The organism is Nostoc sp. DSM 114167 (genome assembly GCF_052692655.1).
Genome location: NZ_CP195116.1, coordinates 1,356,630 through 1,382,061, shown reverse-complemented (window position 1 = coordinate 1,382,061; position 25,432 = coordinate 1,356,630). Strand labels below are relative to the sequence as shown.

Below are 25,432 nucleotides of genomic sequence, written 5' to 3'. Positions count from 1 at the left end.
ACCGTCGCTTAAACCCAACCAAAAGTACAAGCCTTAAATTAGTCTTATAAAGCTTGCAAAATTTCTTCATCTAGAGAAAAATCAACCTTGGCTCGATCGCTTTTAGATATTAAATAATCATTTTCAAAAGAATCAGTCAGCCCAGAAATCAAATCATATTCAGGATGCCAGTTTAATTCTGTTTGCGCTTTATTTACCGAAGCAAAGAAATGCTGCACCCGCATCGGAAAAGCTTTGCGTTTGCCGAAATCAAACTTTTTCGGGTCGTAATGGACGATTTTGACAGCATCGGGTGATTTGCCAGCCGCAACAGCGCTAGCACGGGCTAAACCATCAAAAGTGACAAAGCGATCGCCAGAGATATTATAAATCTGTCCTATGGCTTTTTCATTGCCCAAAACCTGAATCAAAGCTTTTGCCAAGTCTTTTACATGACCTAGCTGGGTGATATGCAAGCCATTTCCGGGGATGGGAATGGGGCGATCGCGCACAATTCTGTCAAAAAACCAGCCTTCTAACTCATTATAATTACGAGGGCCGTAAATATAAGTAGGACGAATAGAAGTGAATGGTAATCCCAATTGAGTCAGGTAAGCTTCTGTTTCATGTTTACCCTGATGGCGACTTTTGGGATCTACTGCATCGCCTTCTACATGGGGCAATTGATCGGATTTGAGATACACTCCCGCAGAACTCATATACACAAAATGTTGCACTCGGTCTTGAAAAATTTCTGCTAGTGGTTGAGTATCAGTAAGTTCTCGACCGTTATTGTCAAAAATGACATCGAAGTTTTCTTGTGATAATTTTGCTTTTAATTGAGTAGCATCTGTGCGATCGCCTATAATTTGTCCTACTCCCTGTAAAGGAGGTGCTGGCCGATTTCCACGATTGAACAGCACTACCTCGTGTCCTTTTTCCACTAGTAGTTGAGTCAAATAGACACCAATGAACCGAGTACCACCCATAATCAGAATTCGCATAAATTCACCCTTTCTATATCAGTTGTCATTAAGAGAGTAGGTATTGTGGACTGGGGACTAAGAAGACAAGGAGAATAACCCATCCCCAATACCCAATACCCCATTCCCAATCTGAGGTTATCAGGTTGTAGTATCCATCTGGAACCTCTGAGGGAAAGATTCCGTCCCATTTGCTAATCTGAAGCACTTCCCGTTAATTAATTACAATAGGAAACTTTTCAGTCGGAGTCTAAAAAAACTATCTTCAATTTTGAATGCGTGAATTTTGAATTGTTTAGCTGTGCCCTTGAAATATGCCCTAGTTCATGAGTGGCTGACACCCAAAGCCACAGGTGGTTCAGAACTCGTTGTCCGAGAAATTTTGAATCACATTGATGCTGATTTGTATGCTCTCATAGATTTTGAATCCAGCAACAGAGAAAGTTATTTATATAAGCGTCAAATTGGCAAGACGTTTCTCCAGAACTTTCCCTATGCCCGCAACGGTATACAAAAATACTTGCCTTTGTGGCCCTTGGCAATTGAACAACTGGATTTGCGGCATTATGATGTCATTCTGTCTTCATCCCATGCTGTTGCCAAAGGAATCCTTACCACTCCCGAACAGATGCATATTTGCTACTGTCACAGCCCTATGCGCTATGCCTGGGACTTGACCTTTGATTATCTGCGCCACAGTAAACTGGGTAGTGGCTTACCTGGATGGGTGACGCGATATTTATTACATCGTTTGCGCCAGTGGGATGTATTGAGTGCCAATCGCGTTGATTATTTCATTGCTAACTCGCAACATACAGCTCGGCGGATTTGGCGTTGCTATCGGCGAGAAGCAACAGTCATTTATCCACCAGTGAATATTGCTCAATTTCCGTTTCTATCTGAGAAAGAGGACTTTTACCTGACAGTTTCCCGGTTAGTGAGTTACAAGCAAATATCGTTGATTGTCAAGGCTTTTAATCAACTAAAACGACCATTAGTAGTCATTGGTACAGGAGATGAAATGAATAAGATTCGCAAGATGGCAAACTCAAATATCCAAATACTCGGTTGGCAACCCGATAATGTGGTAAAAAAATATATGTCTAGGGCTAAAGCATTTGTGTATGCAGCTTGTGAAGATTTTGGTATTGCCCTAGTGGAAGCACAAGCCTGCGGCACGCCAGTAATTGCTTATGGTGCAGGGGGTGCTCTAGAAACAGTGCGAGATATTCGCTCTGGTGCGGATACAGGGACAGGTATATTTTTCAAGACGCAAACAGAGGCGGCTTTGGTGGAGGCAGTAGAAAAATTTGAAATGTATGAGGGTTCGTTCAGTTCCGAGTATATGCGATCGCACGCTGCGCAGTTTTCACCGCAAATCTTTGCAGATCGTTATCTAGATTTTGTAAACAAGTGCAACGAAAAAAGACCATTTTTGCAATGATGGTCTTGATTAACATCTTATTTTTTTAGGCTTTTGGCAATTTCCCCCAGAAGCATCTCATTTTGGCTTTAATATTGGGACTATGTGTGGTGTGGATTATTAAGGAGTATGATGACTGCCCAGAGCTCACTCCTCTCCGGCAAGCGAGGCGTAAGGCAAGACACTAGAGCGTCTGTGCGTTTCTTAAAACGCGGTCAAAAAACGAAGACGCCAAAAGTTAAGCCCAAAGGTTTATCTTTTCAGGGTTTAAACGGAGAGTTTGCCAAGCGACTCTTCGATATAGTGTTTTCGCTGTCGGTATTGATTTTGTTCTTCCCCGTCTACTTAATTTTGGCCTTGCTGATTGCCTTGAGCTCAGAAGGGCCAATATTTTATATCCAGGAACGGGTAGGGAAAAATTACAAAGCGTTTAATTGTATTAAATTCCGAACAATGGTAAGCAATGCGGACGAAATCCTCATGCAAATGATGGAAACATCGCCCGAGTTGCGACAAGAATTTGAGAGCAGTTTTAAACTAAAACAAGACCCCCGGATTACCAAAATTGGTCGATTTTTACGAATTACTAGCTTAGACGAATTTCCCCAGTTCTGGAATGTTTTAAAAGGGGATATGAGTGTAGTCGGCCCCCGACCCTTGGTAGCAGAAGAATTGCCAAAATACGGTTATCATATTGATGAGATTTTAACAATCCGTCCAGGAATTACTGGTTTGTGGCAGGTATCTGGACGTAATGACATTCCTTATCCTCGGAGAGTCCAAATAGACCTGCATTATGTCAAATTTAGGAATTTCTGGCTCGATTTATGGATCATCTTGAAAACTGTTGATGTAGTAATTCTAACTAAAAATAACGGTGCTTACTGAGTAAATACTTAGGGTGAATTCTGTGGGGCAGTTAATGCCCCTAAGTACTAATTCTCCCCTCACGCTCAAGGATTGCTCATTTTTATCTCTATCATTTGTGCTTTTCTACTTAATTCAGACTTCTGTGAGTGTAGATATTTGGCACTTTTGTCAGAAGTCTAATTTCAAATGGCTATTTTATTAAGTCTTCACATAACTAGAGATATATGAAGTTTTGAAAAAAAAATATACATAAAAATAATCTCGTATCTGGTAAAAGAAAATATACATAGTTAAATAATTTTGAGTTATCTAAATGTTGGACTTACGTGCTAGATTGCTTTTTCTTCAGTATATTTATTTACGGAAAAAGTCTCATAACAACAAGAACTCGTAGGTTTCCCATTAGGCAATTCAGCAATTAGTTGCTAGGTTGTATAATGATTGGCTGTAACTTTTTAATCAAAGACAATAAGGGATAATTGAGCATGACGCAACAGAAGCGAGCGTTGATTACTGGTATTACTGGACAAGATGGTTCATATCTAAGTGAGTTTTTGTTGGAACAAGGTTATGAGGTTCATGGGGTAATTCGCCGGACTTCTACCTTCAACACAGACCGCATCGATCACATTTACGAAGACCCCCACAAAGAGGGAGTACGCTTGTTTCTTCACTACGGTGACTTGACAGACGGTACAACGTTACGGCGTATTTTAGAAGAAGTAAAGCCAGTAGAAATTTACAACCTCGGCGCTCAATCCCACGTCAGAGTCAGCTTTGATTCACCAGAATACACAGTAGATGCAGTAGGAATGGGGACATTGCGTCTGTTGGAAGCAATTCGAGACTACCAGCATCGTACCGGAATTCAGGTGCGATTTTACCAGGCAGGTTCTTCAGAAATGTACGGTTTAGTACAAGCAGTACCTCAAACTGAGACAACGCCCTTTTATCCCCGCAGTCCCTATGCCTGTGCGAAAGTTTACGCTCACTGGCAAACTGTAAATTATCGTGAATCTTATAATTTGTTTGCTTGTAATGGCATACTTTTTAACCACGAGTCACCACGGCGGGGTGAAACCTTTGTAACCCGCAAAATTACTAGAGCGGTAGCTGGTATCGTTGCTGGGAAGCAGAAAAAGATTTATATGGGTAATCTAGATGCCAAGCGAGATTGGGGCTATGCGAAGGATTACGTCAAAGCAATGTGGTTGATGTTGCAGAAAGACCAGCCAGACGATTACGTAATTGCTACTGGTGAAACCCACTCGGTACGAGAGTTTTTGGAACTGGCATTTAGTTATGTGAATCTTAATTGGCAAGATTATGTAGAGTTTGATGAGCGTTACCTGCGTCCATCTGAGGTAGAGTTGTTGATTGGCGATTCTACCAAAGCACGGCAGAACTTGGGCTGGACACCATCAGTAACCTTTGAAGAACTAGTTTCCCTAATGGTAGAAGCAGACTTACAAGCATTGGGTCATACTTCACCCAATGGAAAAGGTTCACAATTTCCAGATGACATTGCGACTATTCGTCAAACACTGGGCGCTTTGCACTTTTGATTTGGCATCACAGAGGATAAAATATGACCGCCTTAGAACTAAAAAATAAACGGATTCTAGTCACTGGTGGATCGGGGTTTCTAGGCCGTCAGGTGATAGATCAACTGTGTAAAGCAGGAGCCGATCGCGAGAAAATTACAATACCGCGATCGCGCGATTCCGATTTGCGTGTCTGGGAAAATAGCCAACGTGCAGTTGACCAGCAAGACATAATCATCCATCTAGCAGCTCATGTGGGTGGTATCGGTTTAAACCGTGAAAAACCCGCAGAGCTATTCTACGATAACTTGATTATGGGAACCCAGCTAATTCACGCTGCTTACCAAGCGGGAGTAGAAAAATTTGTTTGTGTTGGCACAATCTGCGCCTATCCTAAATTCACTCCAGTGCCATTCAAAGAAGACGATCTGTGGAATGGCTACCCAGAGGAAACCAACGCCCCTTACGGAATTGCAAAAAAAGCACTTTTAGTTCAATTGCAATCTTACCGTCAGCAGTACGGTTTTAATGGCATTTACCTACTGCCAGTCAATTTATATGGCCCAGAAGATAACTTTGACCCCGGAAGTTCCCACGTCATTCCAGCGTTAGTTCGCAAAGTTCACGAAGCCCAAATTAATGCAGAAAAGGAACTTCAAGTTTGGGGTGATGGCAGTCCTACCCGTGAGTTTCTCTATTCAGAAGATGCAGCACGGGGGATTGTGATGGGGACTCAATTCTATAACGAATCGGAACCAGTTAACTTGGGAACCGGTTATGAAATCTCCATTCTTGATTTAGTAACTCTAATCTGCGAATTAATGGAGTTTAAGGGGGAAATTGTGTGGCAAACTGATAAGCCTAATGGTCAACCCCGCCGCTGTTTAGATACTGAACGAGCAAAACAAGCCTTTAATTTCACGGCTCAGGTGAGCTTTGAAGAAGGGCTAAAGAATACCATTGAGTGGTATCGTCAACACGCTGCATAACTATGTTCTGGTGAATGTAAAGCGATCCAAGCTGGGTAATGCCCAGCTTATTTTTTTGACTATTTTTATGGATAAAGTTAATTATCAACTAAATAAAGTAGAACTGCGCCGCACTCTACTCAAAACCCGTCAATCAATGTCCGTTGGAGAATGGAGAGAAAAAAGCGATCGCTTATGCTCTCATTTACAAAACTCTACTTTTTTTACCCAAGCAAAAACAATACTCGCTTATTTCAGCTTTCGCCAAGAACCTGACCTTAGTCCATTATTTACAGACAGCCAATACCGTTGGGGATTTCCTCGCTGCGTTAATAAATCCCTGTCTTGGCATATTTGGACACCGAATGATTTTGTCCAAAGCGGTGCTTATGGCATTATTGAACCACACCCTGACGCTCCCCTATTAGATGCTGCGGAAGTCGATTTGATTCTTGTACCCAGTGTAGCTTGCGACTATCAAGGATATCGTTTAGGTTATGGTGGCGGATATTACGATCGCTTGCTCAGTTTACCGCAGTGGCAGACAAAGCCGACTATCGGAATTGTCTTTGATTTTGCCTATTTGTCTCATATACCTATTGAACCTTGGGATAAACCACTACAAGTTATTTGTACGGAAACCGGATTGACTCATAAAGGTTCCAGGATTCAGGATAATGAGGACACATTATCAAATGTTTTATGACTAATCCAACGTCATCTACCACTGAGCAGGAAGCAATAATTGACGAAATTATAGCAAGTAGTCTCCAAGCTCAACAAAAAACAGGCCCAGACCTCCGCCAAATTCATAGCAAAAGTCATGGACTCGTTTGGGGAGAGTTTATTATTGAACCCAATCTTCCTGAAGACCTAAGAGTAGGTTTGTTCAAAACGCCTCAAACGTATCCGGCGTGGATTCGTTTCTCTAGTGGTGGTTCGCCTGAAAAACGTGGTAAATTCCACTCCGACAGCCAGCCTGATGTTCGGGGTATCGCCATCAAGGTGATGAATGTGGACGGGCAAAAAGTCTTGGATGATGAAGAAAAAACTCAAGATTTTATACTTAACAATTATCCTATTTTCTTGACTAAAGATGTTCGTGATTACGCCGATCTTTCCCAAGCAGGTAGTGGAAAACTTTCCCCAGAACGGCTGGAAGAACTTGGTTACGCCTTTGCTATCTTGCAAAAAATTGGTAGCAAAAAGGTAGGAAATCCACTTTTGATTCAATATTGGAGTATGGCTCCGTTTAAATTTGGCGATCGCATTGTAAAATTGTCTGTCAAATCTCAACAGCTTGAAAAACCACCAGAAACACTTCCAGAATCAGAAAATTACCTCCGAGAAACGCTGGTCAAATATTTGACTGAAGAAGGTCAAGAAGCGTCTTTTGACTTCCTAATTCAGTTTTATGTAGATGACGACAAAACACCGATTGAAGACCACATTCAAGAATGGCAAGAAGCAGATTCACCATTTATTAAAGTTGCAACTGTCCGCATTCCTAGTCAGAAATTTGACTTTGAAGAACGCAAACGCTTAGATGAGGGTATATTGTTTTCCCCTTGGCATACACTCCTAGAGCATGAACCTGTTGGAAGTGTAAATCTCTCTCGCAAGAGGCTTTACAGCGAACTTGCAAAGTATCGACGAGAACAAATTGCCCAACGTTCGCGGGAACCACAACCTTATGTAGCGGTTGAAGATTAACCACTCTCAATTCACTTCAAAAAAAAGCTGTGAAAAGGTTGTACAGAAACTTGAATCATGACAATATTATCTGATTAGCGAAAATTGAAATGCCTCAATTACCTACTTTTAAAATAAGTCAGTGATATTGTCTTTGAGGCAATACGCTTGGGTTAGTGCCAAAATCCCTAAGTTAAAGCTAATTTACAATTAGACTTAACCCAAGCATATTGGTTTTTAACGAATCTTTTTAGCAATGCTATAGATATAGCAGAATTTGTTTGACTTTTGAAAAAATTCCGTACATCTGGAAAAAGCTTATTCCCTACTCGCTACCTACGCAAATAACTTCAAAAATCAAGGCGTATTATTATATAACTCAAGGTAAATCAATCAGACTTTTTCGCTGATTAATAAATGAAGTACGAAGGCATTGTAGAAAATTAATATCTAATTTATCAACGGTTTTTAACTTTTGTAAATCTTCGCTTTGTTTTGCAATTTCTCGTATGGCAAACATGTGGTTACTAAATTCTTCTTTTTGTTCTTCAAGTGATTTTTCCTCCCACCAATTAGGATCTTCAATATCTTTCATAGCAGAGAGATATCCATCAATCGTGTTTGTTACACATTTTGGTACTTTAATAATATTTTTTGGTGTTGGATCAAGACAAGCTTCTAAAGTGAAGCAAATTGCAGAAGCAGCTTCCTGTGCTTCAACATCATACTGAGATCCTGAAACACAATCAGCATTGGGAACTGCTTCCTGACATACTTTCAATAGTTGACGAATTTGTTTGGCATTTACTGGTTGTCCTTCAATAAATAACCATACTTCGTTGAGTGCATTTCTAAGGATAGAAGGATCGCCCCAACCATCTTCTTGCTTCACAAGACTATAGTTAGGTAAAAGCCTTTCGCAACAGCTAGCAGCAAATACAAGTCTATGAACAAATGATAATTTTGTTAACTCCGCTTCCAAAACATCAAATTCGTAAAGTTTAATATTCATCTTATTTATAGTGTTATGCCTATCAAGGTAGTAGTGCAGAAGAGTCAATATTTACTTTATTATTAATTGTGATTGACACTCTTGCATTCTAAAAGTCACAGATTCTCGACTTCTCAAAAAAACTTGGCGAACTTGTTTATAACGAACGATATAGAATTGCTTTAACCAAATTCTAGAATTAGAATAGAAAATTCGTAATCAAATGCTGAACTGGAAAAAATCACGATCGCAGATTCTACTAATGTATGCGCTATTGGGAGCGATCGCACTGTTGATGCTCTTTCCTTTACTATGGCTAATCAGTACATCCTTGAAATCGCCAACGGAAAATATTTTTCAGTCGCCGCCACAGTTGCTACCTAGTCAACCGACACTAAATAACTTCTCTAGTGTGTGGAACTCTCTACCTTTTGGACAATACCTGTATAACAGTACCTTAGTATCAGTACTGACTGTGGGCTTAAATCTGCTGTTTTGCGCTTTAGCTGCCTATCCGTTGGCAAGATTATCATTTGTCGGGCGAGACTGGATTTTTGTAGCGATCGTCTCTACGATTATGATTCCCTTCCAAATTGTGATGATTCCCCTTTATATTTTGACAGTCCAGATGGGTTTGAGAAATACTTATTTAGGGATGATTTTTCCGAGTTTAGCTTCTGCCTTTGGCATTTTTCTGTTGCGCCAAGCTTTCATGAGTGTCCCGAAAGAAATAGAAGAAGCCGCCAGGATGGATGGCAGCTCAGAGTTAGGATTATGGTGGCATATTATGTTACCAGCAGTTCGCCCAGCACTGGTAACTTTAGCTATTTTCGTATTCATTGGTGCTTGGAGTGACTTTTTGTGGCCTTTAATTGTCATCCAAGACGAAAATTTATACACTCTTCCTTTGGGAGTCGCCAAGCTAGCAGGTACATTTTCTCTTGACTGGCGCTTGGTAGCTGCTGGCTCAGTAATTGCGATCGCCCCAGTATTATTACTATTCCTGTTTTTACAACGTTACATTGTACCTACAGAAACAGGTAGCGGTGTTAAGGGATAAAAATATTTTTCCCATACCCAATGCCCCAATTTAATAAGCCCCAGTCTTTTTCAAGACTACCCAGATAGTTTTAATAATCAGACTCAGATCGTAAGTTACAGACCACTTGCGTTGATAATCCATATCCATTTTCACAATGGTTTCAAAGTCTGTAATGCTGGAACGCCCATTAGCTTGCCATTCTCCGGTAATGCCTGGTTTGACTCGCAATCTATCCCAGTGGTGTGGATCGTAATTGTTGACTTCATCAGGAGTAGGTGGACGAGTACCAACTAAACTCATGTCCCCGATCAGAACATTCCAAAATTGAGGGAATTCATCCAAGCTAGTACGCCGCAAAAATTTCCCAACAGGAGTAATGCGAGGATCGTCAACAGATTTAAAAATGTGACCTTTGGCTTGGTTCTCAACCAAATGCTTGAGTTTATCAGCATCGACTATCATGGAGCGGAATTTCCAGATGCGAAAAGTTTTTCCGTTTAAACCACAGCGAATTTGAGAATAAAATATTGGACTTGGCTCATGAATAAAGGTAGCAATTGCTACAGGAATTGCTATTATAAATGTAACAATCAGCCCCACAATGGCTCCAACAATGTCAATTAATCGTTTTCTCACGCTTAACGTTGACGGGTGTGAAGGCTGTTGCAAACAATTAACTGAATAAAGATAAAGATTATTCACAAGAACTAACTTAGTTTTATAACAAGAATTTTTACATTAGTAGGGTAGACATAGACGTGATTTTTAGGCGATTTTTACTGCTGTTGTCTACTACCGAGTGTTAATATACATAAATTTTAACCAATATAAAAATCAAAAACTCAAAATTTACAGAATCTTTCAATTCAAGTGATAGATTGTAAAATTACGGTATTTTATGCATCTAATAAAAACTAATAAAAAGATAATACTATCGTATATATCCCACATATCCCAAAAATTACTGTGCTGAAGTACTAGTAGTAATTCGCAAAATTCCAAATGCTGATGTTATGAGCATTTGGAATTTTGAGTAGTATTCTTATTTCTAGCGCGATCTACTAGTACAACACGACGGAAATAAACCAATCACTTCAAATCAACGAAACCCTGATGCTGTATTCATTTTTAATTTTTAATTCCGCCTTGCGGTAGTAGTCTCAACAATCGACCTCTAAGGCAAAATTCACCGTATATGGTTCCTCCAGTGATTGCTGATTACTAGCCTTAATTGCATCTAGATAGCGACGTAAAGACAACAATTGTTGAGAATTGGGACGATAAGTGAGACTTCCTTGTTTTTCAAATAGTGGTGCTGTGGCGATCGCCTGATAGTCAGGATTTTCTTGCGAACTCTGGGTCAGCCAGGTTAATTCTGTGACTGAAGGTATCAAACCGGAAGGCAGTTCACCTTCCAAAAAAGCCAGCAGCCGTTGCTGACAAATGCGAGTATTGATCCCACGACCCTCAAATAACTGAATAACTTCACCGAAAGATAAAGGACGGTCTGGTAGCAATCGCAACAATTCTGTAAACAAGAAATAATCAGTGTATTGTTGCCTGGGTATATCTAAAATCTGGGGATGCAGAGGCAGCATCGCCAAACCATAAGCAACCCGGCTGCAATTGGGAGCACCGTTTTCGCCGAGATATAAATCTTGAATAATCTTAGTGCTGGGAAGTTTTTGCCGTAACCAGCGGTTCACTATCCCAATACAAGCCACTCCACCAGTCAGGATAGCTTGATTAATCGCTTCTGTGGGGATACCACGAGCTACCAATAACTTGTTGAGTTCTCGGTTCAGGCGGCGCACAAAGGGAATAAATACCTGGCTTTCTAAGTCTCGTCGCTGCAAAACCCACCGCTGATCGGCTAATTCTAGGGTAAAAGAGTCTTGGTGTTGCAAAATCAGCTTTAGGGCTAATGCCGCATCTAATACCGCCTGTCCCAGTAGAGAACTTTCTAGACGCTGTTGGAGACGAATGCGAGCAGCGATATCTGGTTCTCCAACTCTAGGTAGTTCTAATTCTTCCAACCCTAAAGTCTGCCAATGCATTTGGTCTAAACCGGGAATTGACGGTTGCCATTGCCAAGAATTACTCGTGGTAGTTTTGCTATTGCTTGGTGTTTCTCTGCGTGATTGCCGAGATTTCGGTGGCAATAGCAGTTGGCAAATTATATCTTGTTCAATACCCTTGCCAGCATAAGCAAAACTATGGAGCATGAAATCATTGTATGTCAATTGCTGCAAGGTTTCTGGTAGATTCACCAGCAACATTTCTGTGGCAGTTGTCCCAATGTTAATCACAAGGGTGTTGCCAACAATCGGATGTTCGCTAGTTTTTGCTGGATGATTACCTTGAGCATCGCTTAGTTTTACTTGCTCACCATTAACAGCATCGAGTTCCGGGAGTAGACTAGCGATCGCTTCTTCAACAAAAAAGACTTGCTGCGGATGTTGAATGAGTTTGCTAGTGAGTAAAGCTTCCCGCACGTTAAAGCGGTATTGTTCCGACCAGCTAGATGGACAGGTGCAAATTACACCAGCAATATTATTGATAATCTGAGGAAAATCTTGTTCGCCGATTCCAACAGCGGCAGCCACTAAACTAGGGGTGGTACTTGTTTTTTCGGATTTGAGGGTTAATAGTAACTTAGAGAGCGATCGCACAACCCAAATCAAAGGCCCTGCCGAAAATTCATTTAATTGCAAAACAGGTTCCCATTTCTGTCGTTCGCTCTTGTAGGGAATGGCTACTTGTAGATAGGGTTTCAACTGCGCCGAGTAGAGATTGTTTTGCGTCGGATCTGCTGTCGATTTTGGTGTTGCAGAAGTAGTAGCCGAGCGATCGGGTGCTTTATCTTGAGCAACAGCCGCAGGTGCTGTCTGCTCATGTGCTTCGATAGTTTCGTTTTCACCGTGGGGTACAGAAGCTGTAGGCAGATAAACCTCTGTTGGTAAACGAAATGATTGCTGAAAGGAACTTGTTCCTGGCGGATTTTCTGCTGACCAGTAGATAGGATGTACAACAAAAGTCGAGCGATTTAATAATGTAGCGGAAATTCCTGTTGTACCTAAATCAATTCCTAAATACCAGACTGATTCTAAAATATTGGACGAAACTTCTGGATTATTTATGGAGTGAGCAATTGGAGGTGAAGAACTTTCTGGAACAGGAATTGTGACTTCCTTTTTTTTTTCAGTTTCTACCTGGGGAACTGCCAAACTGGAGAAAGCAGCAGTTGATGTATTCTCTGCTATTTGGAGATTTTCAGGGGAAGTTGTGGGGATTGTGTCTTGAATGTTATCAAGTGGTTCCGAGAAAACACCCAAGTTGGTAGCTGGCTGCGACTCAGAATTTAGCTGCCGATCGAAATTAGCCAAATCCCGATCTAATTGCTGCAACTGTTCTTCATCTAAAGAAATATCTGGTATGGCTGGAGACTGGTTTGACTCAATAAAAAGTAAGTTTTCTTGGGGTGAAGCAGCAATGTAGTTATCTGAAGACAGTTGGGAGCGATCGCTGTTAATTAATACTTCCGATGTAACGATACTTTCGCTAGGTACCAACTCAATTTCTGGTGCTTCTGGAGTCACTGGTGCTGTGATTGTGGCATCATCCACAAAAGATGAGACTTCCAGAAGTTGCAGTTCGCTATCTGGATCGGGCAATAAGTCAGTTGCTGTAGTTGTGGCATTATCTACAGAAGATGAAACTTCCTGCAATTGCAGTTCACTATCGGCATCAGGTAATAACTCAGTTAGAGTATTAATTGTATCAACGCTAGCTGGCTGAGTGCCGATTTGTGACAAACTGTCTATTTGTGGAGTAGAGAAGCTAAGAGGTGAATCTAGGTCAGTCTCTTCTTCAAAAAATAGTTCTTCCTGTGGCTCTGATGAATCTGTGGTTTCGCCTAAAGTCTCTTGAGTTGAAAGACCCGTATCTGGAGTTACAGCCGCAGAATCCACGCTTGGAGAGACAGGCGGGGTCTGGGCGATGTTCAACGGTGATGGAGAGGCTGTGGGAGCAGATAAGTCATTTGTGGGAACATTGAGGCTGGGATTATTAACATCACCAGCATCAAACAAACTGGCATAAAGTTGGTCTACTTCATCACCAATTGCCGCAGAAATATCTTCCGGTAATTCGGTCGGGGTTTGAGAATATTCAGATGAGTCTACACCAAGCTGCAACAGCACTGCATCTAAATCCTCCGTTAGGGTAGTTTCCTGTTGCTCAATTGTGAGTGGAGATGAAGTTTCTGGCTGGATAAGCTCCAAGGATTGGGGCGCAACTCCAGCTGCAATCTCGGCTGGTTCAGTCAATGATGATAGTGTCTCAGATTCTCCTGCCAAGAAAGATGACTGCGAACTAGAGAATTCTGGTTGCAAATGCTGGGTCAAATTGTTGACAAAGCTGGCCATCAGCTGTTCGCCTTGCATCCCCTTGCTATGCATTCTTGCCAGTGCTTGCGACAGGGATTCGTAATAAGTATTAATGTTGCGCTGTAGTGCTTCAAAGACTACATTCACCGTCCCATCTAGTGATAATAGGCGTCGATCTAACTCCCTAGCTAGCTGGGTTAAGCGCTCCACATCGTCAGAGGATTCTAATAAAGATTGAGTTGCAGAGGTTGCGTAATTAATTCCTTCTGAAGAACTGGCAGAATTTTCCCTTGTCTGTCCCATCAGTGGCGTTAAAGTTGGCACAAGGCGACTCATGAGTACCTGTAAAAACTCGGTAATCATTTGCTCCTGGTTTGTCAACTGCTGCGCTAACGAGTAGTTTTGCAAACGCTTTTGCTCTAGTTGCCGAATTTCTTGTATGAGAGTGGCTCGTTCTTGCAAAAGTAATTCTAATTCCGATCGCAACGGCTGAATCAATCTCGAAAATTCATTATTTAATTGTCCCGCGCCAACAGTACTCGGTTCCTGAGTGAGTACGGGCTGCGGTAGTGGATACTGGTTATTATCGCGATCGATAAATTTTGTTAACAAAGGCGATGGCTTTGCGATCGCCCTTGGCGTTGGCGGTTCTTCAGAAGACTGATTTGGGATGCTGCTCTCTAATGCTTCTTTTTGTTGTAACCTCACCAAGAAGTCGCGAATTCGCTCTAAAACTTCTTTAGGCTCTTGCGCCTGACCAGACAGAAATCTAGACAGACGCTTGCCACCGTTGGCAAGTAAGTTGTCAATGTCTGCGATCAGCTTTTGAATTTCATCTGTACTAAAAGTCACTTTGATTACCTTACTTAGAAATGTATGTCAACGAATATGACAATTAATTTACAATCACTGTATCTCTATGGGGATCTTGCTACGCGCAGCGTCGACCATAGAAGACATTTTGAGTGGCCAAAGCCGCTACTTGGAATTGTGACTAGTCATTATGTTATGGATTACTGGGAGTCGTGGCAATCTTCAATCATCGAAGAAAACAAGGAAAAAAGTTTCTCTTTGTCCCCCCATCTCCTTGTCTTTCCCTCTCCTTAGTCCTCTTCAGACAGCCTTTGCTCGAAAAGCTTAATTTTCCAGGTCATTGGTTGCCTATTTTTGAAAATCGCTAAAATACCTGAGCAATAATTTACTCCCTTTAGTATCATTAATGTTGTTTGCCTATATTCATAACTAATCAAGTTTGCAGTGCAGCTAGCCCCTAAGCAATCCAACCGCAGGCTATAAACTACTTTTTGCAAAACTTTTATCCCGTTTAAACTTATAGGTAAAGATTATTTAGAAAAACTTCTTGTCGCTTTCTTGTGTAGCATAGTTTAGTTTTTTCTTTGAAAGGGAGCTGTGCAATGATAGCTTAGGCTACAAATGGCGCTCCTGTTTTTTGTGTGTACATAGCAGCTTGAGTTAAAGATGTCGTAATGGAAGATCGATATAGCTTGCAAGCACAGGCTAATTCCTGGATGATCGCCTCCGCTCCCTTTTTTCAAGGGTTGCCAGAAACTGCTGTGGAATCAGCCCTCACCCATCTAGTTACCCGCACTCACCCAGCCAATCAGGTGATTCTGCTGGAAAATGACTGGGGTGGTTCTGTGTATTTTATTATGGACGGATGGGTAAAAATTCGCACCTACAATCTGGAAGGAAAAGAGGTAACGCTGAATATTATTGGCAAAGGTGAATTGTTTGGTGAAATGGCGGCGCTAGATGAAGCACCTCGATCCACGGATGTGATTACCTTGGCCCCAACGGTAATTGGTAGTATGCCTGCTCAGGATTTTGTCAAATTACTTCAGATAGAACCTTTGGCAGGAGTTCGATTGGCGCAACTCATGGCACGACGTTTGCGGCAAGTAAATCGCCGATTGCGGTTGCGGGAATCTGATAGCCAGTCAAGGGTAGCAGATACGTTGTTATTTTTGGCAGAAGGACAGGGAAAAAAAGGGCAAACTGGAACCGAAATCCCCAATTTACCTCATCGGGAATTGAGTAGTTTGAGCGGACTGGCGCGGGAAACGGTGACACGAGTATTGACAAGACTAGAAAAAAAAGGCTTGATTAAACGGGATCAAGACACTATTTGTATTCCCGATTTGTCAGCCTTGGAAAGAATGATCGTTTAAAAACTTGTCAGATATGAGTATTTTAGATTCTCTCCCAGATGAACCGGAGGAAGATCCATCTTCTGAATCTTCAACTCCTCAAAATCACTGGTTAGATAAAGAACAGCAGTTAATGCCTCCTCAAATCAAGGCTGATGCGCCCTTGAGGATGGTGGAAACAGCATTTTTAGCCAGTACCGCTAGCTTAATTTGGTTTATAAATTTTTACTTTCCTTTGGGCCCAGTTTTGCGGATATTTTTTCCAGTGCCGATCGCTCTAGTTTATCTGCGTTGGGGCAAACGTGCGGCATGGATGGCAGCACTCACCTCTGGGTTATTGCTGACGGTACTGATGGGGCCAGCCCGCAGTTTACTGTTTGTCATGCCCTACGGGTTCATGGGCGTGCTTTTGGGCGCTACATGGTGTCGTCGTCGTCTTCCCTGGATTGTTTCTATCACTTTGGGTACGCTATTAGGTACTTTAGGAGTCTTTTTTCGGCTGTGGTTGCTGTCTGTTTTGTCAGGTGAAGACCTGTGGATTTATGTGATTACCCAGGTGACTGAGTTCATTGAGTGGGTATTTTTTAACTTGAGTTTGTTGACCAGTCCCAGTGTATTTTTGATTCAAGTAGGAGCGATCGCTTTAATAATACTCAACAACTTTATCTACCTTTTTGTGGTACACCTGGCAGCATGGTTGCTTTTTGACCGCCTGGGCAACCCGATTCCCCGCCCACCACACTGGGTACAAGTTCTCATGGATTATGAAGGATAATTATTTGTCATTTGTCACTTGTACTGAGCGTAGTCGAAGTATTTGTCATTTGTCATTGGTTAAATGATCGGTTCTAACTAATAACCAATGTTCCATGCCCAATTCCCAAATTAGTATTTATACTCAAAAAGAACAGGGTGAACAATGGCTGCGAAGGTATCGTGGTTGTCTACCAGTATTTGCTTGTGTTTTAGGATTTACTGAAACTGGTTTAATTCCAGGGATTTCAGCAGCTGGCCGCACTCCGGAGGATCGGAAATATACAGCTTGTGCCGATGCTGAGTTTTTGTATCACGGCCCAGAACATAAAGCCCAATATCCCCTACCACCATTGGCGGCTGGGGCTTCACCTGTGCTGATTTCTCGCGCTGTATTTGAGTCACTAAAGATACCAATTCATTTATTTAATGCTGGTTTACCCCAAGCTCCTGCTGTGCCAGTAATTGATTTAGGTGGCGCTCCTGCTAAGTGTTTAAGTCAAGGGGCTGCTATGGAAATTACAACAGTACATCACTTATTTAAACAAGGACTACTTTGGGGAGAACGCCTAGCCGCCAATATTCAACAGGGGTATTTGATTGTCGGTGAGTGCGTCGTCGGAGGTACTACAACTGCCCTGGCAATCTTAACTGGTTTAGGTATAGATGCTGCTGGAAAAGTTAACAGTAGCCACCCTGTTTGTAACCACGCGCAAAAGTGGGCACTAGTGCAAGCTGGGCTGGAGAAGATGAAGGGGAGCAGGGAGCAGGGGAGGCGAGGGGAGCAGGGGGAGATAAACTTCCAATCTCAAATCCAAAATCCAAAACTTGTACTGAGCGAAGTCGAAGTAGTCGAAGTATCTAAAATCCAAAATTCTGTAGATCCCTTACAACTTGTTGCTGCCGTGGGCGATCCGATGCAAGTAGTGGTAGCTGGGATGGCGATCGCTGCTAGCCGTAGTTGTGGTGTAATGCTGGCTGGAGGGACGCAAATGCTGGCGGTTTATGCGCTGATTGGTGCGATCGCTCAAGCTTACGCCTTATCATGGCAACCAGAAGCAGTGGTTGTAGGCACAACCCGCTGGGTAGCTGAAGATCCTACTGGCGGTACAGTTGACTTAGCCCTTAACTTAGGAAAAAACAGCTTAACTGCGAGTGGAAAAACCCCTCCTCTATTAGCAACTCATCTGAGTTTTGCTGATTCTCGTTATCCTCAACTGAGAGCTTATGAGCAGGGCTTTGTCAAAGAAGGTATGGGTGCTGGAGCCGCTTGCATAGCCGCCCATCTTAGCCAAGATTGGCAGCAACACCAACTTTTGGCAGCCATTGAAGCCCAACTTGAACGGCTAAGTACAGCATCTCATTAATTCTTAGCGAATTAAATTCGGCAAGACTCTCCGCCCCACCAAAGTTATAAACGGAGGTTTCCTCCGATGCTACTTCTCTGTGCGTTTAAAAATCTTGCCCAGCATGACAGAAGAATTAGAATAACGTGAGTTCGACGGAACTAAAAAATGGCAGGAGGTAGCGCAGGCAAATCTTTTGGGTAAATATCAATTGAAGGTTTTTTAGGCAAATAGGTATAAGCAGCTAAACCAGCCATCAAATTCACCAAAAAATTAAATGGACTACGATGGCGAGAGTGTTCGATTTGACATATATTTTTCAGATGGTCATTGACGGACTCAATCACAGCACGTTTGCGTAACAGAATTTTATCAATCAGTTTTACCAAGCGATTTTTCATTTTCTTTTTAGATTTTGTGATTAATTGCAACCCTCGTTCATATAACTCCTCAAATAATTTTTGAGAGATGTAACCTCTGTCACCAAAGAGTTTACCAATTAAATCTTTAGTCATATCTGGGACTGGTTTTCGGTCATCGATATTTGCTGGAGTTAGTGAAAATGCGAGTAATTCTCCACAATCATTAATAATCAAATGCAGTTTAAATCCAAAGTGCCAGCCCACAGAATTTTTGCCCCATTTCACCAACCCTTTAAATACCTTGTGAGAATGCGCTCGACAGTTGTGACAAACATCTATTGGGGTGGAATCGATAAAACTAATCCCTGTAATTTCTCCTGTTCGTGTATGCAAAAAACAACACAGCAACATTAAACACCAAGGCATGAGTTCCACAAATCTTGTGTAACTGACCAAATTTGGAAACACTCCACGCCAGCTTTGTAGTACGTGCAACGTATAAAATTCCTTAAAAGTCTTATAACCACTGCCATGAAACGCGATTACTATTGTCATCACTTCCGATAAATGCATCCTGGACTGACTGCGACGTTCTCCTTTGGTGGATGGTAACTGTGGTACTTGTTGCCATAAGCTTTGCCACTGATTGCAGAAATCATCCACATCCCAGAAGATTTGCGTGATATCAAGGCGAGATACAATGGTGGACATAGCCGAGACCCTTATTTTTCTTAGATATTTTTAGTCTCGGCATTTTTTTGTGATTTTTTGGCTAATCCTCAATTAATCTTAGCGATCGCTGCCGTGAATAACCTTGTTTTGCAAATCTATACATCGCAAGCTTTTTACCTTTTTATAACCGTCGAACTCACGTTAGAATAAACTGTGAATTGGAGTTTTCCCTTATTTATGAGCGTCATAATTCCCGATGACATCCTCTAATACCAATTCTTTATGAAGCTGCGCTAAATAAGGCTTCAAGGATAAAATTGTAAGAAGTAAGAGAGGCAATCATGGAAGGTGTAATTTCTTTGAGGGCATCAGTTAACTTTTGCTGTAGTTGTGAGAGTGTTTTACAGTTTTCCCATTGGAGTTGAGATTTGAGAAATTCCCAAAACCGCTCAATCGGGTTGAGTTCAGGAGAGTGAGGAGGCTGAAAGAGCGGGATAATGTTATCTGGAAAATCGAGAGTTTTCGCTTTGTGAAAAGAACCTCGGTCGAACTGAATTACGGCACTATCATCACCAAGATCAGCAGACAACAACTCTAAGAAGTTTTGAAAACTGCTTCCCCATTAAGGTAAGGGAATTCGTAGAAAAAGCTGTATCCGCTTAGAGGTTCTACAACTCCATATAAATAAAAATTTTCGCGTTGCCATTGACTTAAACCTACAGGTTTAACTCCCTTAGCTGTAATTAAACGTCCGGTAATTGTCTTTAATCCTAAACGTGTTTCATCCTGACATAAATACCTCAATCTTTTCCCTTCGCCAAATTCCTCCTGCAAGAATTTGAGTGCTAGAGGCAGTTTTTTTTAAAGTGAGATAGACTGTCTGGATGTTGTTTGGTGCTTTGAGGACGCGGAACTTTCAGCTTGGCACCAAGTTGATATCTCACTAATTGGTATACCGTTTTATAAGCAACATTTAGTCCTAATTCCGCCATTAACCATTGTTGAATCTGACTGTAACTTTGAAATCCTTGTGGTTCGGATAATCTTTTTTTTAAACGTTCTAAATTCTCGCCACTGACAATTGGCTGTTTTCCTGGTGCCTGTTTCACCTCTAGTAAGCCTTTGTATCCTAATTCCTTGTATTTTTTTAGCCAACGAGTTACTGTTGCCTCATCTCTCCCTAACAACGCTGCCAGCGATCGCCTACTTGTAACCTGTCCTGTTTTTAGCCAGTTGAGCATTTGTAATCTCTCTTTGCTACTAGCTTCTAGCGCATATTTCACTGCTTTTTGTAATTCTTCTTGGCTCTCTTTAATTTCAATTATCAATCTCCGACCCATTACACTTTTACCAAATACACCCTTTTCCACAATTTAGCGCAGCTTCATACAGAATTGGTATAAGCATCAAACATGACTAAGGATGAACTGAAATTAGAAATTGCCATCTTGTTTTATCAGCAAGCTAAAATTAGCAGTGGCAAAGTCCGAGCCTTGACAGGAATCACAGTACTTGAATTCCATTGATGCTGGCATATTCGATGGCGCTAGGCACAGAAGAGTAGTTGAGGTTATTCTTTCTTGGTTTATTATCTAATTGGTAAACGTGTAATATTTCTATCTGCTAAAGCGGTCTGGAGCTACAAATAAAATGACTGTTTTATTACTTGCCATCCTGTTGGCAATTAACTTAGGTGCTGGATGTTATTTGACTCTAGCTAATCCTCTAAAAGGTTTAGAGCAAACATCAACTAAACTTGTTTTTATGATTCGACCAAAAGTATTTTTAGGTGTGGGAATATTTTTTAGTCAATTATTTGTTCTATTTTTATTTGCGACTATTGTATTTACACCTATTACACAACTTGTATGTCATCGTTATCCAAATAATATATCTACTTCAAATATTGATTTGAGTGCGGGACAAAATACTCTAACAGGAATGTGTAAGTTAACAGAAAACTATTGGTTTGGTCAAGAAAAAAGTGAAGTGCTAGTTTCTGAGTTACTAGAGGCTAAATTGAAAACAGAGATGCAAACCGATAGTCAAGTTAAGCCTAGATACTCATATAAAATTTTACTATTAACTGATAAAGATAGCTTTCCTTTTACAGATAGAACATACCCAAAATTTAAACTTGAAGAATTACAATCAATAGTATTAAGAATTAACAAATTTTTGAAATCCCCTACAGAGAACAATTTAGCGGTTATACTTGATGACACTTTTATGGGTTACATTGTTGTCAGGTTTACTGTATTCTGTGGAATATTAGCGTTGCTAGTAGCGTCACCAGGTTTATTTATCACGTGTAATTTTGATAAAGAAACAAATACTGTAAAACTTAGTCGTTACAGGTGGTTTGGAACGTTAGGAAAAACAGTTTTTCAATATTCTTTGAACGAAATTACTGATGTTAAACTTGAACGGATTCCTACTAGTATAGATGAATACTTTTTTCGGGTTATTTTAGTACTAGAATCGGGTGATAATCTACCATTAACGCCCAATTATACTTCAAATTATATAAATGGAGATTCTATAGTTAGAGTAACTAAAGATTTTCTGGAACTCAAACATAAAGATAGTGCTAGATAAAAGCGTGAGATTGGTAGACTCAGAAAGATATGAATTTGGAAACCAGCTATGTCTCACATAAGCTTTTTAATAAAATTTGTACCCTCTGTAATTTAATTATTTCATTTTGAGATTTATATATTACAACAGATTTATGACAATCTTTTTTGTTTTACATTTACTCTTTTCTTTGGCTGCAAATCTTTTAAGAATTTCCGACTTGAAATCTCCGTAAATTTCTGCCATTTCATCAATTGGCATTGAGTCCCTTATTTACAATAGCGGTTGAGTAGGAGCAGGTTGCAAAAGGTCAATTTTAGCGAAAGCTGTCTGGCTTGTCATCAACTAATTTGATAACAAGATGCCAAAAACACTTATGAGAAAAACGCAGATTAATAAAAAAATCTTGGTTTTTGAACCAAACTAATACCCTAATGACATCAGTCTTAGGGTTGTTTTTTTGTTTCATAGTGAGGTATTGACTAAAAACCTATAGGTAGATATGTCACACTATTACGTAAAGATATGTAATAGTGTGTTTAACTTTTTTATCAATTTGATGGCTGGATTACTTACTTATATCTAAGTATATGCTCATAAAACCATCACTCAATATTGAACCTAAAGGCTTGTCTTACCTACCTCAATCCATTTTTTTAATTTGTTGAACTTCAGGTTAAATTTAATGAATTCTCTCTCTAAGTAATTGTTCTTCTAAAGCAGCAATGCGATTGTACGCTGCTGTTAATTGCGCTGTCAGTCGTTGTATTTGAATTTCTGGTGTTATGTTATCTCCACTTTGACGATGTATGTCTAGATAAATGCCATCTGTCAATACATCTTTGTGTTCCATTTCTGGATTTAAATTGTTACGTCCTTTAAACTGGTAGCCTCCAGCCGCGTCATTTTGTTGGGAATTATCCTTTGCTTGTGTATTGGCTAAAGAACACTCTGAGTAAGTTTGAGTGACTTTACCATCAAGCTGCTCAATTACTTGGCACAGGTCATCCAGCTTTTGGCTTAGAATCAGGATCTGCTGCTGTAATAGCTCCATTTAATACCTTTATTCGTACATTTCCTCTATGGTATTCAATTTACTCTCAACCTTAACGATACTTATGGATTATTTAAGTATTGATAATTTTTGCTGGAAATGTGACATTTAAATCATTACTTCTAAATACAAGTAAGGTTTCACTATAAGTACCACCAAGTAAATTTATGGATAAAAATTAATCTTGAGGTAGAAATTTGCCAAAAGATTGCTAATTTGAGTCAAATATTCCAAATTATCCGTAATATCAAGAAAAAATACTGATAATTCTCCAGATTCACTTTTTCAGCTAGTCAGCCACTGGTGAATCTCTGCTTAATATTAGGTATAATCAAAAATCTCAAAATCCAAAATCAATGGATCGACGGTCTTTTTTGCTGGGTACAAGCACACTGGCGCTTTCACAACTGCTTTTTGGCTGTGGTGGAAACAAGCAAACGCAACTAAAAGTACAGTTATTAAAAGGTTCTATACCTGGTCAGGTGGTGAATCAATTCCACAAAGGTTTGCAGCAACGGGTGCAGTTAAAATTTGCTCCAGTTGAGCATATACAGGATTTATTTCAACAATTACAAAATTGGCAGCAGAAGCCAAAGACCAGCGATGAGAAGGGATGGCGTCGTTTTATACCCTTTAGGCAAGGTCAAAAAGCCGCTGACACAAACCTAGTGACATTGGGAGATTACTGGCTACAAGCGGCTATTGAACAGAAATTGATTCAACCACTCCAAGAAGTGCAGGGAAACCAATTAAAGCAGTGGTCTACTTTAAATGAAAGGTGGAAACAACTAGTAACGCGCAACGACCAGGGTATTTTGGATACTCAAGGGAAGGTGTGGGGTGCGCCTTACAGGTGGGGTAGCACGGTAATTGTTTATAACCGTGACAAGTTGCAAAAATTGGGATGGACACCTAAAGATTGGAGTGATTTGTGGCGAGATGGAATGCAGCAGCGTATTTCTCTACTCAATCAACCACGAGAAGTTATTGGTTTGGTCTTAAAAAAGTTAGGAAAATCTTATAATACAGAGAATCTTGACCAAGTACCAGACTTGGAAAAGGAATTACAGATATTAAACCAACAAGTGAAGTTTTACAGTTCCAATAACTATTTGGAACCTCTAATTATGGAAGATACTTGGCTAGCGGTTGGTTGGTCAAGCGATGTATTGCCTATTTTGGGACGTTATCCGCAGCTTGCCGCAGTTATCCCCCAGTCAGGAACAGCAATCTGGGCGGACTTATGGGTACGTCCCGCAGGGATTACTAAGGATAGTTTATCAGATCAATGGATTGATTTTTGTTGGCAACCAAGCACAGCTAAAGAAATTTCAGTGTTGACTAAAACTAATTCACCAATTCCTACAAATATTGCCGCTTCCGATATTCAAGAACCATTATGGAGTTTGTTAGAGAGCGATCGCAAAGTTTTCGATAAAAGTGAATTTTTACTTCCTTTACCTCCATCAGTAATAAAACAATACGAGTCTTTATTCGCCAAAATGAAAGTTTAATTGGAAATTAGGCATGGGGCATTGGGAATTGGGCATTGGGAAAGAGGAGGCAGGAGATAGAAGTTCTAAAATGTTTGAATTTTGAATTGATTTCTCCCTCATGTTCCCCAATTTCTAACTCCTAACTCCTAACTCCTAATTATAGCAACGGACAAGACTGTTAGGACGTAAACTGAGAAGGTAAAAGAGAAAATTAAATACAGTCGATGCCAAAACCCTACAGTTATGATTTAAGACAAAAAGTAATCAATGCGATCGTATTAGATGGCATGACCAAAACTGAGGCGGCGCAAGTATTCCAAATCAGTCGCAACACCATAAATCTATGGCTACAAAGGCAGGCGGAAACTGGAGACTACCAGCCTAAGCCGACTCGTCCCCAGAAAACAAACGCCAAAATTATAGATTGGGAGGAGTTTAGTCAGTTTGCTCAAATGCACGGGGACAAGACACAAGTGCAAATGGCACAGCTATGGTCAGGTCAGATCAGTCCGAGGACGATTTCACGAGGGTTGAAAAAAATAGGTTGGTCTCGAAAAAAAAGTCTTATGGATACCGAGAACGAGATCAGGCTAAACGTGCCATTTTTATCCAGCAATTAGATTTAATTCCAGAGTCACAACGAGTGTATATAGATGAATCAGGAATGGATGCACGGGATGATTACGGTTATGGCTGGTGTCAACGAGGTCAAAGGTTTGAAGCACTCAAGTCAGGACGCAGAACGGGTCGGGTCAATATGATTGCTGCCTACTGCCAACAACAGTTGATGGCACCATTTACTGTGGAAGGAGCTTGTAATCGAATAGTTTTTGAAACTTGGGTTTCCACTTGCTTAATTCCTGTACTCCAACCAGGACAAGTGATTATTCTTGATAATGCCACCTTTCATCATGGCGGACGTATTGCCCAATTGATTGAGCAGGCAGGTTGTCAGTTATTATATTTGCCGCCTTATTCTCCAGACCTCAACCGCATTGAAAAGTGTTGGGCTTGGCTTAAATGTCGTATTCGCCACATCTTATCCTCTTGTTCTGATTTACGACCAGCTATGGAATCTGTTCTCAAATCTGCTGTGTCCTAACTCTACTGGCAACAGCTATATT

General features: G+C 40.8%; 23 protein-coding genes. 14 read left to right on the top strand and 9 right to left on the bottom strand.

All coding sequences use genetic code 11. The features are described from left to right. Positions 1 to 44: 44 nt before the first annotated feature. Positions 45 to 983: an NAD-dependent epimerase/dehydratase family protein gene (locus NSTC731_RS05865; protein ID WP_445629984.1), complete on the bottom strand. Its 939-nt coding sequence runs from the start codon at positions 981 to 983 to the stop codon at positions 45 to 47. A gap of 280 nt (positions 984 to 1,263) precedes the next feature. On the opposite strand from NSTC731_RS05865, the gene NSTC731_RS05860 reads away from it, so the two are divergent. The 6 genes from NSTC731_RS05860 (at position 1,264) to NSTC731_RS05835 (ending at position 7,480) form a co-directional block, all read left to right on the top strand. After that, a complete protein-coding gene (locus NSTC731_RS05860; RefSeq protein WP_445629983.1) occupies positions 1,264 to 2,406 on the top strand; it encodes a glycosyltransferase in 1,143 nt (380 codons plus the stop codon). A gap of 111 nt (positions 2,407 to 2,517) precedes the next feature. Continuing rightward, positions 2,518 to 3,273 (top strand): sugar transferase, encoded by a 756-nt coding sequence (locus tag NSTC731_RS05855; RefSeq protein WP_445632027.1) that lies wholly within the window; start codon positions 2,518 to 2,520, stop codon positions 3,271 to 3,273. 467 nt (positions 3,274 to 3,740) lie between these two features. Beyond that, a complete protein-coding gene (gene gmd / locus NSTC731_RS05850) occupies positions 3,741 to 4,820 on the top strand; it encodes a GDP-mannose 4,6-dehydratase (RefSeq protein ID WP_445629982.1) in 1,080 nt (359 codons plus the stop codon). 23 nt (positions 4,821 to 4,843) lie between these two features. Next, positions 4,844 to 5,788, top strand: a complete 945-nt coding sequence (locus NSTC731_RS05845; RefSeq protein ID WP_445629981.1) for a GDP-L-fucose synthase family protein — start codon at positions 4,844 to 4,846, stop codon at positions 5,786 to 5,788. A 67-nt stretch (positions 5,789 to 5,855) separates the two neighbouring features. After that, entirely contained in the window at positions 5,856 to 6,473 is a 618-nt protein-coding gene (locus NSTC731_RS05840) for a 5-formyltetrahydrofolate cyclo-ligase (RefSeq protein WP_445629980.1), read from the top strand. Continuing rightward, a complete protein-coding gene (locus NSTC731_RS05835; RefSeq protein ID WP_445629979.1) occupies positions 6,470 to 7,480 on the top strand; it encodes a catalase family protein in 1,011 nt (336 codons plus the stop codon). Before NSTC731_RS05840 ends, NSTC731_RS05835 begins: the two co-directional genes overlap by 4 nt. A gap of 358 nt (positions 7,481 to 7,838) precedes the next feature. Here NSTC731_RS05835 and NSTC731_RS05830 read toward each other — a convergent pair whose 3' ends face one another. Continuing rightward, positions 7,839 to 8,471: a DUF416 family protein gene (locus NSTC731_RS05830; RefSeq protein WP_445629978.1), complete on the bottom strand. Its 633-nt coding sequence runs from the start codon at positions 8,469 to 8,471 to the stop codon at positions 7,839 to 7,841. Between the two features lie 202 nt (positions 8,472 to 8,673). Between NSTC731_RS05830 and NSTC731_RS05825 the strand changes: the two genes are divergently transcribed. Then, on the top strand, positions 8,674 to 9,510 hold the full coding sequence (locus NSTC731_RS05825; protein ID WP_334901009.1) for a carbohydrate ABC transporter permease: 837 nt from the start codon (positions 8,674 to 8,676) through the stop codon (positions 9,508 to 9,510). Positions 9,511 to 9,540: 30 nt separating this feature from the next. Here the strand turns inward: NSTC731_RS05825 and NSTC731_RS05820 are convergent, their stop codons facing one another. Both NSTC731_RS05820 and NSTC731_RS05815 read right to left on the bottom strand, forming a co-directional pair. Further along, the gene (locus tag NSTC731_RS05820; RefSeq protein ID WP_445629977.1) at positions 9,541 to 10,194 is read right to left on the bottom strand and encodes a sugar transferase; all 654 of its coding nucleotides are present in this window, start codon (positions 10,192 to 10,194) and stop codon (positions 9,541 to 9,543) included. A 458-nt stretch (positions 10,195 to 10,652) separates the two neighbouring features. Further along, complete coding sequence (locus NSTC731_RS05815; RefSeq protein ID WP_445629976.1) at positions 10,653 to 14,732, bottom strand: hypothetical protein; 4,080 nt, start codon at positions 14,730 to 14,732, stop codon at positions 10,653 to 10,655. A 635-nt stretch (positions 14,733 to 15,367) separates the two neighbouring features. Between NSTC731_RS05815 and NSTC731_RS05810 the strand changes: the two genes are divergently transcribed. From NSTC731_RS05810 to NSTC731_RS05800, 3 genes are all read left to right on the top strand, one after another. Further along, positions 15,368 to 16,069 (top strand): Crp/Fnr family transcriptional regulator, encoded by a 702-nt coding sequence (locus NSTC731_RS05810; protein ID WP_094349203.1) that lies wholly within the window; start codon positions 15,368 to 15,370, stop codon positions 16,067 to 16,069. A gap of 13 nt (positions 16,070 to 16,082) precedes the next feature. Next, positions 16,083 to 16,823, top strand: coding sequence for a DUF2232 domain-containing protein (locus NSTC731_RS05805; RefSeq protein ID WP_445629975.1), 741 nt, complete (start codon positions 16,083 to 16,085; stop codon positions 16,821 to 16,823). A gap of 94 nt (positions 16,824 to 16,917) precedes the next feature. Then, entirely contained in the window at positions 16,918 to 18,168 is a 1,251-nt protein-coding gene (locus tag NSTC731_RS05800; RefSeq protein WP_445629974.1) for a nicotinate-nucleotide--dimethylbenzimidazole phosphoribosyltransferase, read from the top strand. Between the two features lie 140 nt (positions 18,169 to 18,308). On the opposite strand, the gene NSTC731_RS05795 is transcribed toward NSTC731_RS05800, so the two are convergent. The 4 genes from NSTC731_RS05795 to NSTC731_RS05780 form a co-directional block, all read right to left on the bottom strand. After that, on the bottom strand, positions 18,309 to 19,220 hold the full coding sequence (locus tag NSTC731_RS05795) for an IS982 family transposase (protein ID WP_445628360.1): 912 nt from the start codon (positions 19,218 to 19,220) through the stop codon (positions 18,309 to 18,311). A 241-nt stretch (positions 19,221 to 19,461) separates the two neighbouring features. Next, on the bottom strand, positions 19,462 to 19,770 hold the full coding sequence (locus NSTC731_RS05790; protein ID WP_445627957.1) for a transposase: 309 nt from the start codon (positions 19,768 to 19,770) through the stop codon (positions 19,462 to 19,464). 5 nt (positions 19,771 to 19,775) lie between these two features. Continuing rightward, complete coding sequence (locus NSTC731_RS05785) at positions 19,776 to 20,015, bottom strand: hypothetical protein (RefSeq protein ID WP_445627956.1); 240 nt, start codon at positions 20,013 to 20,015, stop codon at positions 19,776 to 19,778. 11 nt (positions 20,016 to 20,026) lie between these two features. Beyond that, positions 20,027 to 20,521 (bottom strand): helix-turn-helix domain-containing protein, encoded by a 495-nt coding sequence (locus NSTC731_RS05780; RefSeq protein ID WP_445629973.1) that lies wholly within the window; start codon positions 20,519 to 20,521, stop codon positions 20,027 to 20,029. 72 nt (positions 20,522 to 20,593) lie between these two features. On the opposite strand from NSTC731_RS05780, the gene NSTC731_RS05775 reads away from it, so the two are divergent. Together NSTC731_RS05775 and NSTC731_RS05770 are read left to right on the top strand one after the other, a co-directional pair. After that, the gene (locus tag NSTC731_RS05775; protein ID WP_445629972.1) at positions 20,594 to 20,707 is read left to right on the top strand and encodes a UPF0175 family protein; all 114 of its coding nucleotides are present in this window, start codon (positions 20,594 to 20,596) and stop codon (positions 20,705 to 20,707) included. 124 nt (positions 20,708 to 20,831) lie between these two features. Beyond that, a complete protein-coding gene (locus tag NSTC731_RS05770) occupies positions 20,832 to 21,779 on the top strand; it encodes a hypothetical protein (RefSeq protein WP_445629971.1) in 948 nt (315 codons plus the stop codon). 661 nt (positions 21,780 to 22,440) lie between these two features. Here NSTC731_RS05770 and NSTC731_RS05765 read toward each other — a convergent pair. Further along, entirely contained in the window at positions 22,441 to 22,812 is a 372-nt protein-coding gene (locus tag NSTC731_RS05765; protein ID WP_445629970.1) for a hypothetical protein, read from the bottom strand. 356 nt (positions 22,813 to 23,168) lie between these two features. Here NSTC731_RS05765 and NSTC731_RS05760 point away from each other — a divergent pair, with 356 nt between their 5' ends. Both NSTC731_RS05760 and NSTC731_RS05755 read left to right on the top strand, forming a co-directional pair. Further along, positions 23,169 to 24,326: an extracellular solute-binding protein gene (locus NSTC731_RS05760; protein WP_445629969.1), complete on the top strand. Its 1,158-nt coding sequence runs from the start codon at positions 23,169 to 23,171 to the stop codon at positions 24,324 to 24,326. A gap of 206 nt (positions 24,327 to 24,532) precedes the next feature. Continuing rightward, positions 24,533 to 25,410, top strand: a protein-coding gene (locus tag NSTC731_RS05755) for an IS630 family transposase (RefSeq protein WP_445626187.1) whose coding sequence is annotated in 2 segments (ribosomal slippage) — positions 24,533 to 24,862 and positions 24,865 to 25,410 — 876 coding nt in all. Because the reading frame shifts where the segments join, the coding sequence is not laid out codon by codon here. Positions 25,411 to 25,432 lie beyond the last annotated feature (22 nt).

Bases quoted from the DNA above. Each gene is read 5' to 3' on its own strand.
- NSTC731_RS05865 (WP_445629984.1), bottom strand. From the start codon at position 983: ATGCGAATTCTGATTATGGGTGGTACTCGGTTCATTGGTGTCTATTTG.
- NSTC731_RS05835 (WP_445629979.1), top strand. From the start codon at position 6,470: ATGACTAATCCAACGTCATCTACCACTGAGCAGGAAGCAATAATTGAC.
- NSTC731_RS05775 (WP_445629972.1), top strand. From the start codon at position 20,594: ATGACTAAGGATGAACTGAAATTAGAAATTGCCATCTTGTTTTATCAG.
- NSTC731_RS05825 (WP_334901009.1), top strand. From the start codon at position 8,674: ATGCTGAACTGGAAAAAATCACGATCGCAGATTCTACTAATGTATGCG.
- NSTC731_RS05770 (WP_445629971.1), top strand. From the start codon at position 20,832: ATGACTGTTTTATTACTTGCCATCCTGTTGGCAATTAACTTAGGTGCT.
- NSTC731_RS05805 (WP_445629975.1), top strand. From the start codon at position 16,083: ATGAGTATTTTAGATTCTCTCCCAGATGAACCGGAGGAAGATCCATCT.
- NSTC731_RS05780 (WP_445629973.1), bottom strand. From the start codon at position 20,521: ATGGGTCGGAGATTGATAATTGAAATTAAAGAGAGCCAAGAAGAATTA.
- NSTC731_RS05830 (WP_445629978.1), bottom strand. From the start codon at position 8,471: ATGAATATTAAACTTTACGAATTTGATGTTTTGGAAGCGGAGTTAACA.
- NSTC731_RS05810 (WP_094349203.1), top strand. From the start codon at position 15,368: ATGGAAGATCGATATAGCTTGCAAGCACAGGCTAATTCCTGGATGATC.
- NSTC731_RS05855 (WP_445632027.1), top strand. From the start codon at position 2,518: ATGACTGCCCAGAGCTCACTCCTCTCCGGCAAGCGAGGCGTAAGGCAA.
- NSTC731_RS05800 (WP_445629974.1), top strand. From the start codon at position 16,918: ATGCCCAATTCCCAAATTAGTATTTATACTCAAAAAGAACAGGGTGAA.
- NSTC731_RS05845 (WP_445629981.1), top strand. From the start codon at position 4,844: ATGACCGCCTTAGAACTAAAAAATAAACGGATTCTAGTCACTGGTGGA.
- NSTC731_RS05840 (WP_445629980.1), top strand. From the start codon at position 5,856: ATGGATAAAGTTAATTATCAACTAAATAAAGTAGAACTGCGCCGCACT.
- NSTC731_RS05795 (WP_445628360.1), bottom strand. From the start codon at position 19,220: ATGTCCACCATTGTATCTCGCCTTGATATCACGCAAATCTTCTGGGAT.
- NSTC731_RS05765 (WP_445629970.1), bottom strand. From the start codon at position 22,812: ATGGAGCTATTACAGCAGCAGATCCTGATTCTAAGCCAAAAGCTGGAT.
- NSTC731_RS05760 (WP_445629969.1), top strand. From the start codon at position 23,169: ATGGATCGACGGTCTTTTTTGCTGGGTACAAGCACACTGGCGCTTTCA.
- gmd (WP_445629982.1), top strand. From the start codon at position 3,741: ATGACGCAACAGAAGCGAGCGTTGATTACTGGTATTACTGGACAAGAT.